This window comes from Dactylosporangium sp. NPDC050688, from assembly GCF_040654515.1.
Classification (GTDB): domain Bacteria; phylum Actinomycetota; class Actinomycetes; order Mycobacteriales; family Micromonosporaceae; genus Dactylosporangium.
Map to the genome: position 1 here is coordinate 22,504 of NZ_JBFAIC010000089.1, position 13,406 is coordinate 35,909.

At 74.0% G+C, this 13,406-nt stretch carries 7 protein-coding genes and 1 pseudogene; 5 read left to right on the plus strand and 3 right to left on the minus strand.

Going from position 1 to position 13,406, the window contains the following annotated elements; genetic code table 11:
• Positions 1-95: 95 nt before the first annotated feature.
• Both AB0H83_RS46275 and AB0H83_RS46280 read left to right on the plus strand, forming a co-directional pair.
• On the plus strand, positions 96-1,151 hold the full coding sequence (locus AB0H83_RS46275) for an NAD-dependent epimerase/dehydratase family protein (RefSeq protein ID WP_360108428.1): 1,056 nt from the start codon (positions 96-98) through the stop codon (positions 1,149-1,151).
• Positions 1,152-1,304: 153 nt separating this feature from the next.
• Positions 1,305-1,676, plus strand: coding sequence for a DUF1330 domain-containing protein (locus AB0H83_RS46280; RefSeq protein WP_360108431.1), 372 nt, complete (start codon positions 1,305-1,307; stop codon positions 1,674-1,676).
• Positions 1,677-1,685: 9 nt separating this feature from the next.
• On the opposite strand, the gene AB0H83_RS46285 is transcribed toward AB0H83_RS46280, so the two are convergent.
• A complete protein-coding gene (locus AB0H83_RS46285; protein ID WP_360108434.1) occupies positions 1,686-3,131 on the minus strand; it encodes an MFS transporter in 1,446 nt (481 codons plus the stop codon).
• Between the two features lie 421 nt (positions 3,132-3,552).
• Between AB0H83_RS46285 and AB0H83_RS46290 the strand changes: the two genes are divergently transcribed.
• Entirely contained in the window at positions 3,553-3,876 is a 324-nt protein-coding gene (locus AB0H83_RS46290; protein WP_360108437.1) for a DUF2334 domain-containing protein, read from the plus strand.
• On the opposite strand, the gene AB0H83_RS46295 is transcribed toward AB0H83_RS46290, so the two are convergent.
• On the minus strand, positions 3,865-5,721 hold the full coding sequence (locus AB0H83_RS46295) for an ABC transporter ATP-binding protein (protein WP_360108440.1): 1,857 nt from the start codon (positions 5,719-5,721) through the stop codon (positions 3,865-3,867). The genes AB0H83_RS46290 and AB0H83_RS46295 overlap by 12 nt on opposite strands.
• A gap of 179 nt (positions 5,722-5,900) precedes the next feature.
• Here AB0H83_RS46295 and AB0H83_RS46300 point away from each other — a divergent pair, with 179 nt between their 5' ends.
• Entirely contained in the window at positions 5,901-6,998 is a 1,098-nt protein-coding gene (locus AB0H83_RS46300; protein WP_360108443.1) for an NYN domain-containing protein, read from the plus strand.
• A gap of 307 nt (positions 6,999-7,305) precedes the next feature.
• Positions 7,306-13,152, plus strand: coding sequence for a hypothetical protein (locus tag AB0H83_RS46305; protein WP_360108446.1), 5,847 nt, complete (start codon positions 7,306-7,308; stop codon positions 13,150-13,152).
• A gap of 144 nt (positions 13,153-13,296) precedes the next feature.
• Here the strand turns inward: AB0H83_RS46305 and AB0H83_RS46310 are convergent.
• Positions 13,297-13,406 (minus strand): annotated as a pseudogene (locus tag AB0H83_RS46310) (transcriptional regulator); the annotation flags it as partial.

Genomic DNA, 13,406 nt, shown 5'->3' on the forward strand with positions numbered 1-13,406 from the left:
TGATCTTGGAAGCAAGATCTTACGAGCCGCGAACCAACCATTACGAGGTGCGAACGTGGCCGGTCGCGGCGCCCCGGCGCTCCTACGTTGAGCCCATGCGCATCCTCGTCACCGGCGGCGCCGGGTTCATCGGCCGGCACGTCGTCACCGCACTGCGCGCCGCCGGCCACGACACCGTCGTGCTCGACAGCCTGCACCCCGCCGCGCACGCCGGCGGCGACCCGGTCCCCGACGGCGTCGTGCGGGCCGACGTCCGCGACGCCGGCGCGGTCGCCGGGGCGCTCACCGGTGCCGACGTCGTCGTGCACCAGGCCGCGATGGTCGGCATGGGCGTCGACCTGGCCGACCTGCCGGCGTACGTCGGCTGCAACGACCTGGGCACCGCGGTCCTGCTCGCCGGTATGGCCCGCGCGGGGGTGCGCCGGCTGGTCCTGGCCAGCTCGATGGTCGTGTACGGCGAAGGCGCCTACGCCTGCCCGCGGCACGGACCCGTCGAGCCGGCCCCGCGCCGCCGCGCCGACCTGGCCGCCGGCCGGTTCGACCCGCCCTGCCCCGCGTGCGGCGCCGCGCTCGTCCCGGGCGAGGTCGGCGAGGCGGCGCCGTTGCGCCCCCGCAGCGTGTACGCCGCCACGAAGACCGCGCAGGAGCACCTCGCCGCGGCGTGGGCGGCCGCCTGCGACGGCGGTGTCGTCGCCCTGCGGTACCACAACGTCTACGGCCCCGGCATGCCCCGCGACACGCCGTACAGCGGCGTCGCGGCGATCTTCCGCTCCGCGCTGGAGGCCGGCCGGGCGCCGCGCGTCTTCGAGGACGGCGCCCAGCGCCGCGACTTCGTCCACGTCGAGGACGTCGCCCGGGCCAACGTCCTGGCCGCCGGCGCCACCGCGGTGCCCGGCTTCCGGCCGTACAACGTCGCCTCCGGTCACCCGATCACCATCGCCGCCATGGCCGCCGCCCTGGCTGACGCGATGGGCGGCCCGGTCCCCGTCGTGACCGGCGAGCACCGGGCCGGCGACGTCCGGCACATCGTCGCCTCGGCCGGCCTCGCCCGCCGGGACCTCGGCTTCGAGGCCCGCGTCCACCCGTCCGAGGGCATCCGTGCCCTGGCGACCGCGCCCCTGCGCCCTGCCGCGCCCGCCGACGGGCGGTGACGCACCACGCTCGCGGCCGGTGACGTGCGCCACCGGCCCGGCCCGGCGCCGGTGGAATCCCGCCGCCGCGAGACCGATCTCACCCGCGCGTCGTTGACACGCGGGCCGCGGTTGCGGGACGAATGACGGATCCGCCGAACAGGAGGCACGACGATGGCCGTAGACCCGACCGGCGCCGCCCTGGCCGAGTTCCTCGCCGCCGGCGACGGCGACGACGGCCCGATCGTGATGCTGAACCTGCTCCGGTTCGCCGACGGTGGCCGCGAGCAGTACCAGCAGTACGCGCAGGCGTTCCGGGCGACCGTCGCGGCACGCTACGGCGTCGAGGTCCTCTACGCCGGCAACGGCCTGCCCGCGCTGGTCGCGGAGCCGGGCCAGCAATGGGACGCGGTGCTGCTCGTGCGCTATCCGAGCCGGCGCGCGTTCAGCCGGATGGTCGCCGACCCGCAGTACCAGCAGATCACCCACCTGCGCTCCGGCGCGCTGCAGGAGGCCGTGCTGCAGCCGACGGCCCCGTGGGCGTAGCCGGCGCCGTCAGCCGCCCGGGGCCGGTTCGCGCGGCAGCCGGACCGCCACGAGCAGGCCGGCCACGGTGATGATGACCAGGACGGTCAGCGACGCGGCGTACGGGTGGCGGCCCGGCTGGGCGGCCGACACGATCACGGAGCCGACCAGGGCGGTGCCCAGCGACGAGCCGAGGTTGGACACGGCGCGGGACAGGCCGGAGATGTCGCCCTGGTCGCGGTCCGGGAACGCGGACTGCACCAGGTTCACCGACGCGGTGAGCATGGCGCCGAGGCCGACGCCCGCGACGAGCAGGCCGGGGGCGGCGCGCCACGCGCCGGTGCCGGTGGCGCCCAGGGCCAGCAGCGTGACGGTGCCGGCGACGGTGAGGACGAAGCCGCCGACGATCAGGGTGCGCTGGCTGCGGCGGCGGGCGAACCGTTCGGCGGCGGCCGAGGAGGCCAGGATGCCGGCGGTGGCCGGGGTGAGCGCCAGGCCGGTCATGACCGCGCTGTAGCCGAGCGCGTCCTGCAGGTAGACGGCGGTGACGAAGAACATGCCCTGCATGACCAGCCACTGCACCGTCTGCGTGCCGAGACCCAGGTTGGCGGCGCGGTTGGTGAACATGCGCAGGTGTACCAGGGGCGTGCGGCCGGCGCGCTCGGTGCGGCGCAGGTGCAGCACGAACAGGGCGAGGGCCAGGGCACCCAGGGCGAGCGACGGCCAGACCGGGGAGACGCCGCCCTCGGCGATGAGGACGTGCCCGGCGACGGTGAAGTCGGTGCGGGCGGCGCCCCAGCCGTACGTGGTCGACAGCAGCACGCCGAGCACGACGAACAGCAGGCCGACCGCCGACAGCACCGCACCCGTCACGTCGAAGTGCGGCCGCGGGTCCGGGCGGGCGGGGTCGGGCAGCCGGCGGACCAGCACGACGATCCAGGCGATGACGAGCACCTGCAGCAGGAACGACGCCCGCCAGGTGATGAGCGTGGTGATCAGGCCGCCGATGAGCGGGCCGGTGGCGGCGCCGAGCGCCCCGGCACCGCTGACGATGCCGAAGTACTTCGCCCGCACGGCGAGGTCCGGGGACGCGACCGTGATCAGGATGTAGATCGGCGGGATCATCAGGGCCGACCCGACGCCCTCCAGCAGGGCGTTGCCGAGGAGCATCACGCCGAGCCCGGGGGCGACCGCGGCGAGGAGGGCGCCGACGCCGTACAGCAGCAGCCCGCCGACGAGGCAGCGCTTGCGGCCCCACACGTCGGTGAGCTTGCTGCCCGGGATCATCAGGGCCGCCATGGTGAGCGTGAACAGGGTGATGGTCGTCTGCACGCCGAAGACGGTGGTGTGCAGGTCGTGCGCCATCGGGGTGATGGCGACGTTCATGGCGGTGCCGGCGTAGCTGCAGATGAACTGGGCCAGCGCGAAAGGCAGGATCATCGCCCGGGCGGCGTCCGGCGGCCGGCTGGTAGGCACCTGGCGATTCTGGCCGCGCGGGCCGCGGGGCACACCATCCGCACGGGATGACCCGGCCGGGGTTCACCAATCGGCGCCGGGGATCCGGCCGGGCAACTACCGTGGAACCGTATGGGCAGGCGAGCAGGGGTGTGCCGGCGGATCTGTGCGGTGGTCGTGGCGGTGGTCGTGGCCGCCGCGTGCAGCGCCGACCCGCGGAGCGCGCCGAAGTTGCCGCCGCCGTCGGGGGTCCTCATGCTGGACGGCGCCGTCGCCGGCGACTCGGCCGGGTGGGCGCTCGGCCGCCTGGACGCCGCCCGGCGCGAGTGGACCGCGGCCGGGCTGACCCACCGGACATCTGGGAGTTCCCGCACTACACGGCCAGCGCCACGGACTACCGCGCGATCGCCACGGCGCCCGGCATCCGCGCCCGCTACGAGCGGTGCTGTACTTCTCCGGCGTCCTGTCCGGCAACCCGGTCAGCGCCCGGTCGGTGAGCCAGTTCTTCCCGTACGCGGTCGACGACGCCTACGGCACCCCGGTCATCCCCGAGACCCTGGGCAACGTGGCCACCCAGCGCTTCAACCAGCACGGCGTGCGGCTCGCCCCCGACCTGGTCGCCTCGGCCCGCCGCCAGCTCGTCGTCCGTGACAACGTGGCAAGTTTCTTCTACCACCCGTTCCTGGGCCTGCAGCACCTGCCGGAGCTCGTCGACGGCATCCAGCAGCTGGGCTACACCTTCGTCGCGGCGCCGTCACTGCTGTGACCAGTCGGTGGCCGTGGCGAGGAAGCCGCCGGACTGCCGCGACCACAACTGCGCGTAGAGCCCGCCCTGCCGCACGAGGTCGGCGTGGGTGCCCTCCTCGATGATCCGCCCGGCGTCCAGGACCACGATGCGGTCCAGGTGGGCGATGGTCGACAGGCGGTGCGCGATCGCGATGACGGTGCGGCCCGTCATCACCTCGCCGAGCGTGTCGTGGATGGCGGCCTCCGCCTCGGAGTCGAGCGCGGACGTCGCCTCGTCCATGACGAGGATCGGCGCGTCGCGGTAGAACGCCCGGGCCAGCGCGATGCGCTGCCGCTGCCCGCCGGACAGGCGCACGCCGCGCTCGCCGACGTGCGCGTCGAGGCCGGTGCGGCCCTCCGCGTCGCGCAGCGCGGCGACGAACCCGTCGGCAGACGCCCGGCGCAGCGCGGTGCGCACCCGCGCGTCGTCGGCCTCACCGGGACCGGAGCCGGGGCCGGCGATGTTCTCCCGGATCGAGCGGTGCAGCAGGGTGGCCTCCTGCGCGACCATGGAGATCTGCCCGCGCAGGCTCTCCTGCGGCACCGTGGTGATGTCGGTGCCGTCGACGAGGATCGTGCCGGACTCGGCGTCGTGGAACCGCAGCAGCAGCCCCACGAGCGTGGACTTGCCGGCGCCGGAGCGCCCGACGACGCCGACCCGTTCGCCGGCGGCGACCTCGAGGCTGATCCGGTCCAGCCCGCCGTCGCCGCGGCCGTAGTGGTGGCTGACCGCGACGAAGCTGATCGCGCCGCCGCGCACCGCGAGCGGGGCCGCGTCGGGCAGGTCGGGCACGGCCAAGGGCTGCGCGACGGTGCGCAGGGCCCGCCGCAGGGCGCCGACCGAGCCGAACAGCGACGACACGGCGTCCAGCAGCCACTCGGCCATCGCGGTGATGCGGAAGCTGAGCGCCAGCGCCGCCGCGACCAGTCCGAGCGGTGCGGATCCGGTACGCCACAGCGCGATGCCGTAGCCGACGAGCCCGACGAGCAGCGCGCTGCCCAGCGCCATCATGCTGCTGTTGATGGTCACCTCGACCCGCTGCAGGCGCAGGTGGGCGCGCCTGGCCGCGGCGAACACCCGCCGGTCGTGCCCGACCCGCGCGGCGTGCCCGCCGAGCAGCGCGAGCGTGTCGACGTTGGCGTAGGAGTCGACGAGCAGCCCGGTCAGCGCCGACTCCGCCTCCTGCAGGTCCTCCGCCGCCCGCCGGTACCGGGGCACCGCCCAGCGCATCAGCGCCGCGTACGCGAGGATCCAGCCACCCAGCGGCAGCAGCAGCCGCACGTCGATCGCGGACATCACCCACACCGAGCCGGCGATGTAGGCGACGACGAACACCAGCGTGTGGATGACGCTGTAGGCGGCGGTGGCGGCCGCGTCGCCGCCGTCGCGGACCCAGCTGGCGATGCGCCCGGCGAGGTCGTCGCGGAACCAGCCCACGGACTGCCGCGACACGTACCGGTGCGCCCGCCAGCGGGCCAGCGGGCGGGCGTTGGCCCGGAACGTGATGTCGTCGAGGACCTCGCCGACGGCGCTGAGCAGCGGCCTGACCAGCAGCACGAAGACGGCGACGGTCAGCAGTTCGGTGCCGTGCGCGGCCCACAGCGTGCCCGGGTCGGCGCCGGCGAGGGTGTCCACGACGCGGCCGGCGTAGCCGATGAGCCACACCTCGACGGCCGCGCACAGGACCGTGATGGCGACGGCGATGATGACGACCGGCCGCAGCGGCCGGAACGTCTCGAACACGAACGCGCGGACCCCGGCGGGCGGGGTGCGGTCGTCGCGGGTCGGGAAGGGGTCAACAGGACTTTCGAACCGATCGGACACGAAGCGCCTTTCCGGCGGCGGAGACGGACAGGGGACCTGGGCAGCCGCCGGATGTCCTCATGGTCGTCTCCTCTTCGCGTCGAATGCTTCGCGCCCGAGCCTAGGTCAACAGCGCGGTACGCCGCTTCGCATTTTGCGGTGGCGGGCGTCCTGCGCGCCGGGCGCGTAGGCTCACGGGCGTGGATCAAGAAGACCGGATCGCGCTGTTTCTCGACTACGAGAACCTGGCGCTCGGCGCGCGCGACAACCTCGGCGGGATGACGTTCGACTTCCGGCCGATCGCCGACGCCCTCGCCGAGCGCGGGCGGGTGGTGGTGCGCCGGGCGTACGCGGACTGGTCCTACTTCGATGAGGACCGGCGGATGCTGACCCGCTCCCACGTCGAGCTGATCGAGATGCCGCAGCGCATGGGTGCCTCGCGCAAGAACGCCGCGGACATCAAGATGGCCGTCGACGCGATGGAGCTGGCGTTCGAGCGGGAGTACATCTCCACGTTCGTGCTGTGCACCGGCGACAGCGACTTCACGCCGCTGGTGCACAAGCTGCGCGGGCTCAACAAGCGGGTCATCGGCGTCGGGGTGGAGAAGTCGACGTCGGCGCTGCTGCCGCCGGCGTGCGACGAGTTCCTGTACTACGACCGCCTGGAAGGCGTCGAGGTCCCCGCGGCCCGCGCCCGGAGCGGCCGGCCCGCCCGTGCCGCCGACGCCGACCACCGCCGGGCGGAGCCGGCACGCGAGCCGGCGCCCGCGGTACACGTGGAGGTGGAGCCGCAGCCGGTCCGCGACAGCGACACGCTCGCCGTCCTCGTCGCGCAGACGGTCGCCGGCCTGCAGGGCAGCTCCGGCGGTGAGGTCACCGCGTCCCGGCTGAAGCGGACCCTGCTGCGCAAGGACCCGACGTTCAGCGAGTCCGACTACGGGTTCCGCGCGTTCGGGGAGCTGCTGCGCCACCTCGCCGACCGCAACGTCATCGAGCTCGTCGCCGGCCCCGCCAAGGGCGACCCGGAGGTGGGGCTGCCGGAGCACGGCGACCAGGAGGCCGCGTTCGCACTGCTGCGCTCGGTGGTGCAGGACGTCGCCGCCGGGTCGGCCGCCGCCGGTGAGGTCGGGGTCGCGCTGTCCGGGCTGAAGAACCAGGTCCGCCGGGTCCGGCCCGACTTCAGCGAGAAGAAGCTCGGCTACCGCACGTTCCTGCAGTTCTGCAAGGCCGCCGCCACCAGCGGCGCCGTCCAGCTGCGCTGGAGCCCCGACGCCGACGACTACCTGCTGACCGCCTGACCCGCCGGTCCGGCAGGACACCCGGCGGGCCGGCTCGGGTGGCTGTCCGGCCGGGCGGACGCACCGCTCGGAGCCGTCGAGCGCCTCGTCAACCGATCCGGCGCCGGGCACGGTGTGCGATCGTTGTACGACCCGGCGCGACGCGAGACGCTGACCGCACCCGAGAGGAGCGCGACCGGATGGGCAGCAGCGCTGTGTTGTGTGCGGATGTGGACGGATGGACGCTCGACGGATAGCGGAGATTGTCGTCCGTCGTGCCGGCGGGACGGTCTGGCGCGCCTCGGGCTACCGGGTGACCACGACATGCGTGTTGACCGCCGCGCACGCCGTGCGTGACGCCGAGTCGGTCGTCGTGCGGTTCGACGCGGGGATGGCCACGCAGTGGTCGGTCGCGGCGACCGTGACCTGGGCCGCGCCGCACAGCGACGTCGCGCTGCTGGCGATCGACCCGCCGGCCGGTGACGGCGGCGTGGCGGGCGTGAGCTACGGCCGGCTGGTGCAGCGCTCGGCGCAGGTGCCGGTCAGGACGGCGGGCTTCCCCCGGTGGAAGGTCCGGGGCGAGTTCGATGCCTCGGTGCCGACGTACCGGGAGCTGCACGAGGCGCACGGGCTGACGTCGCCGGTGTCGAACCGGCGGTCCCAGACGATCGAGATCACCGTCCCGCCACCCGCGGACGATCCGGAGCCGGGTGTGTCCCCGTGGGAGGGCATGTCCGGGTCGGCGGTCTGGGTGTCGGACCGCATCGTCGGCGTCGTCATCGAACATCATCGCCGGGAAGGGCTCAACCGCCTGTGCGCCGTGCGGATCGAGCAGCTGCTCGACGGTGCCGACGCGCAGGACCGCCAGACGCTCGCGGACACGATCGGGCTGCGGCATCCGCTGGTGGAGCTGGACGGTGCCGTGCCGGCACCGAAATGGTGGTTTCACACCGGGTACGTCGAACGCCTCTGGGACCTGGCCCCCGCCGACGGTCTGGCCGACCGGGAGACCGAGCTCGAGGAACTGGCCGCGTGGTGCGCCGGCGACGAGCCGTACGTCTGGTGGCAGGCGGGACCATGGGCCGGCAAGACCGCACTGATGTCCTGGTTCGTCCTGCACCCGCCGCCGGACACCGATGTCGTGTCGTTCTTCATCACCGCCCGGTTCGCCTCACAGTCCGACAGTGCGTCGTACACGGAGGCCGTCTCGGAACAGTTGGCCGCGCTGCTGGGCGAGTCCGTGCCACCCGCACTGTCAGACGCGTCGGCCGATGCCTACCGGCGGGCCGCGCTGCGTTCGGCGATCCAACGCGCCGAGGATCTGGGTCGCACGCTCGTCCTGCTGGTCGACGCCCTGGACGAGGACCGTGGCCACACCGCTGGCGCGCGGCTGCCGAGCATCGCGTCGCTGCTGCCGGGACGGACCAGCCGGCACCTGAGGGTCATCGTGTCGAGCCGGGCCATGGAGTCGCCGCCTGACGACGTCGAATCCGATCACCCGCTGCGCAGCTGCCGGGTCCGGGAACTCGAGGTCTCCGCCCACGCGCGGGCAATCAAGCACCGGGCCAGGACCGAACTGGGCGCGCTGCTGCGTGGTGACGACACGGCCAGAAGTCTGCTCGCACTGATCACCGCGGCAGGAGGTGGTCTCACGCAGCAGGACATGGAGATGCTCACGGGCCTTGCTCCGTACGAGGTGCAGGAGGCCCTGACCGGTCCGTTCGGCAGGACCGTCACGTCCAGGGTCGACCCCTGGGCCGGCCGGTCGTCACGTCGGGTCCACCTGTTCGCGCACGAGACGCTGCGGGAGGAGGCGACGGAGCGGCTCGGCGAGGCGCGCCTGAGCGAGTGGCGCTCGAAGATCAAAGACTGGGCCGACGGCTTCGAGGCGCGCGACTGGCCGGCTGACGCGCCGATGTACCTGCTGCGGGACTACCCCCGGATCCTGGACCCGCGGCTCGACCTCGACCGGCTGGTGCGGCTCGCGATGAATCCGCACCGCCAGGACAGGTTGCTGGATCTCACGGGCGGTGACACGACGGCCATGGCGGAGATCCGGAAGGTGCAGCTGGCGCTGCTGCGGCAACCGGAGCCCCAACTGCGGCTGGTGCTGGACGTGGCGATCGTCAGGCAGGGCCTGGCGCTCAGAAATGAGCACATTCCGATCGCGCTGCCTGCGGTCTGGGCCGCACTGGGGCACAGCGTCCGTGCGGAGAACCTGGCACTGTCCATACCCGGCGACGAGCGCCGGCTGCAGGCAGTGTTGTTGCTGGCGAAGCGGTTCGTCGCGCTCGACCAGACCGACCTTGCCGAGCGGATCGCCCTGGACATCACCGAGCTCGATCGACAGGCGGAGGTGATCGCCGCGATCTGCTCGCACCTCGGCCTCGCCGGCAGGTTCAAGAAGGCCCGGCAGGTGGCGACCGGCATAGCGCTGACAGATCGGCGCGCCGCCGTCCTCACCGCGCTGGCCCGTGCCGCCGCCGCGTCCGGTGATCGACCGGCCGCGGCCGACCTGTGCGAGGCCGTCCTGGAGACGGCGGAGGCCGCTGCGGAGCCGGTGTCCCGTGCCCGGGTGCTGACCGGCCTGGTCGCGGTCCTGTTGGAGGCCGGCGACCCGGTGGACGCCGAGCGGGTCGCCCGCGGCATCGCGTTGCCGGCGCAGCGCGACGAAGCCCTCCAACGTGTCGTCGAGCACGCGTACGCGTCGGGGGACGCCGACGTCGCGTTCCGCGTCGCGAACGACCTGGCCGACGGTGCGCGGCACGCTGACGCCGTGCTCCGCCTCGTGGGACTCGCCGGGGAGCGCCAGGACTGGCCGCGACTGCGCCTGTGGCTGCCGGCGGCCAGGACGGCGGTTTCGCGTCTGCCGGGCTCTCGGAGGGAACAGGCCCTGGCCGCGCTCACCGGCTGGCTGGGGCAGGCCGGAGACTTCGCCACGGCATCGGCGCTGATCGACGACGTCGCTGGGGAAGGTGCCCGCAACCAGCTGCTCGCCCGGCTGAGCCGGACCGCCGCGGACGGTGGACAGCTCGACCCCGCCGAGCGGTTCGCGGCGGACATACCGGACCCGCACCTGCGGGAGGAGGCGCTGACCGCGGTCGTGGAGGCCGCGGCGGCGGCAGGGCGCACCGACCGCGTCCACCGCATCGCGGACCTGCTGCGCGGAGCGGCCCGGGACCGGGCGTTGTGGCGCGCGACGGGTATCGAGTCGGACGGCGACGGCCTGCTGCGGGCGGCGGCCATGACCGCGAAGATCGCCGACAGCGCGGTGCGGGCCGCTGCCTCGGTCCAGCTCCTCGAAGGGGCCGTCTCGCTCGGCGACGACGGTGCCGTGCGGCAGTACGCCGACGCGGCGATTGCCGCCGCGCAGCAGCTCAACGATCCGGGGGCCTACACCGGGACGCTGACGCGGCTGCTGCCGCTGCTCGCCGGCACGGAACGCCGCGGCAAGGTCGAGGATCTGCTCGAACGGGCGTACCGGCTGGCCGGCACGGTGGCGCGACCCGACGAACGTGCCGCCATCCTCACCGGCCTCGTGCCGCTCGCGCTGCGGTCACCCCGGCCGGCGGGCGTCGGCCGGCAGATCGACACCGCGGCGGAAGCGGCCCGGTTCATCGTGCTGTTCGCTGAGCGGGCGGTCGCGCTGGAGCGGCTTGCGTCCACCGCACGGGCGGTGCACGACATTGCGCGCAGCGATGCGCTGCGCGCGGAGGCGGAAGAGGCGGCGCAGCGCGGCGAACGCCACGGCCGGACAGCGTCGCTGTGCAAGCTCGCCACCACGGCGGCCGGACTCGACCCGCAACGGGCGGCGGAGCTCATCCGGAAGGCGGAGGCGCTCGCTCGTACGGTGCCTGACGCGGACCTGCGGCTGCTGGCACTGCGCGAGGTTGCGGCGGCCATGAGCGCTGCCGGTGACGATCGGGCTGCGCGGCGGCTGGAGGCCGAGGCGGACGCGCTCACCAGCTTGATGCAGGACACGGCGCCGGAGCCGTCGGCGATGGCGGTCGTGGCCGTCGCGGACGCCGTGCTGGTCGTGCGGTCCCTGGCCAACCCCTATCGGCGAGCCGTCGCGTTCGCCGCACTGATCCGATGGAACGACGAGACGCGCGCGGCCGCGTCCGACCTGCTTTCGGAAGCCGAGCTCGCGGCGGGCACGATCGGCAATCCGGCGCTGCGCGACCAGGCCTACGGAGCGCTGGCGACCGCCGCCGCCTGGGCCGCGTTGTACGCGCCGGCGCGGCTGCTGGCGCTGCGCGTCGCCGACACCGCGCGGCAGGCAGGCGCACTGACGACGATGGCCACCCTCGCGGCGGACGCCGGGCACTTCCAGGAGTCGAGGTCGATCGCCGCGATGATCGCGAATGTCGAGACCCGCGCGGAGGTGCTGACGGCCGTGGCGGAATGCGCGGTGCGCCGCGAACAACCGGATCTGGCCGGTGTGCTGGCGCACGAGGCCGAGGCGCTCGCCCGCACCGGCCCGAAACCGGAGCGACGTGCCGCCGCCGACGTCACGTTCGCAAGGGCCGCCGTGGCCGTCGGCAACACCGCACTGGCGATGCGCCTGGTGGCGCGGGCGGTCCTCGGCAGCGCCGAACTGACCGACGGGCGCCAGCGTGACCAGGTCCTGATGCAGGTCGTCGAGGTCGCCGGCAGGTGCGGTGAGATCGAGCGGGCGCGGGAACTGGCGATGACCGTGGACGACCGGACGGCGCGTGCCGCCGCCCTGGCGGAGCTGGTTCGGGGCGCGGTCGGCACCGGCCGGCTGGACCATGCCCGAGGCTGCCTGCCGGTCATCGAGGATCCGTACCACCACGCGCTGGCCTCCGCTGACGTCGCCGACGCCGCGGCGCGGGCCGGCGACCATGACACGGCGCAGCAGGTGATCGCCGACATCCAGCACGGCGGCCGTCGCGAGGAGGCGCAGGCGCAGCTGGCCCGGACACTGGCCGCCGGGAACGTCGCGCTCGGCCGCCACATCGCCGCGGGAATCCAGGCGCTGGACATCCGTGACCGGCTCTGGGCGGACATCGCCCGCATCGCCGCGACCGCGGGCGACACCGGCACCGCACAGCTCGCGGCGGGGAGCATCGCCGACGGTGAGCAGCGAGCCGCCACCTACACGGCACTCATCACGGCGGGGCTCGCGGACCTCGACGGCCCGCACCTTGACACGCTGCTGCACAGCGCGCTGAGCGCCGCACGGTCACTGCGGGACGCCGGCCGGTCCACGGAGCACCTGGCCCGGCTCCTACCCCTGCTCACCGGGTCCGGCCGGCACGACACCGCCCAGGCCGTCGCCGCCGAGGCGCGTTCGGACGCCGAAGAGATCTTCAACCGCCGCCGCCGGGAAGAGGCGCTCGGCGCGTTGGTGGACGGCCTCTGCGACGCCGGCCTCATCGACACCGCAGCCGACGTCGCCGATGCGCTCGGCGCCGGACCGGCGCGGGCCCAGGCGCTGGTCCGCCTCGGCCGGTATTTCCTGGAACACAGTGACAAGCAACGGTACGACCTGTTGACCGATGCCCTGGACCGCGCCGTCGCCGACATCCGCACCGTACGGGACCGGTCGGCCGCGCTGATCCCGGTGGCGGAGCTGGCCCTCGCTGGTCAGCAACCCGTGCGGGCACGGCAGTGCATCGTCGCGGCGGAAGCGGCCGTCGCCACCCTCGACAACGCCAACATCCGCGAGTCGCGGCTGACCGCCCTCATCCGCGTCGCGGCCGCGCTCGGCGATCGGGACATCACCGTCCGCCTGGCCCGCAAGATCCGCAGCCGCCACCGTCAGGTGATCGTCCTGGACCTCGTCGAGGCCGCCGAAGCCGCTTCGGCCGACGGACACAGCGAGGAGCTCGCCTCGTGCATCGACGACGCGACCCTGCGCGTGCGGGCGTGGGTGTCGCTCGCGACCGCGGCGAACCGGGCCGGTGACACCGGACGCACGGAGCGGCTGCTGTCCCGCATCGGCGACTCGGTCGCAGCGGCCCGCGTCATGAGCGAAGCGGCGCTGCGGCTGAGCGACGAGGACCCGTCCTGGAGCCGCCGGCTGGTGAGCATGGCGCTGACGGTCGGCGATTGGACGGATGCCCTGGTGACCGTCGCCCACCTCGACCCCGAAGCGTTCCGGGCGGCCGCCCACGACCTGCTCGACGGCGGTGCCCGGCAGGGGACGTGAAAGGGCGTGTCCCCGTCGTCCGGGTGGCCAGGCAGGACAGCCAACGGTCCGGGCCCCTTGGCTGGCGAAGGTGATCAACGCGACCCGAACGACGGAAGTTGGGCGTCTGCGGGACGGGCTCAGCGGCCGGGGCTCAGTCCGGGGTCAGTCCGGTGCCGGGACGGTGAGCAGGGCGGCGAGCTGGCGCAGGATCGCCGGCCGCGCCCGGTAGTACACCCACGTGCCGCGCCGCTCCGCGTCGACCAGACCCGCCT

What these genes read in the sequence shown, in the direction of transcription:
- AB0H83_RS46280 (WP_360108431.1), top strand. Translation starts at nt 1,305, where the DNA reads ATGGCCGTAGACCCGACCGGCGCCGCCCTGGCCGAGTTCCTCGCCGCC.
- AB0H83_RS46275 (WP_360108428.1), top strand. Translation starts at nt 96, where the DNA reads ATGCGCATCCTCGTCACCGGCGGCGCCGGGTTCATCGGCCGGCACGTC.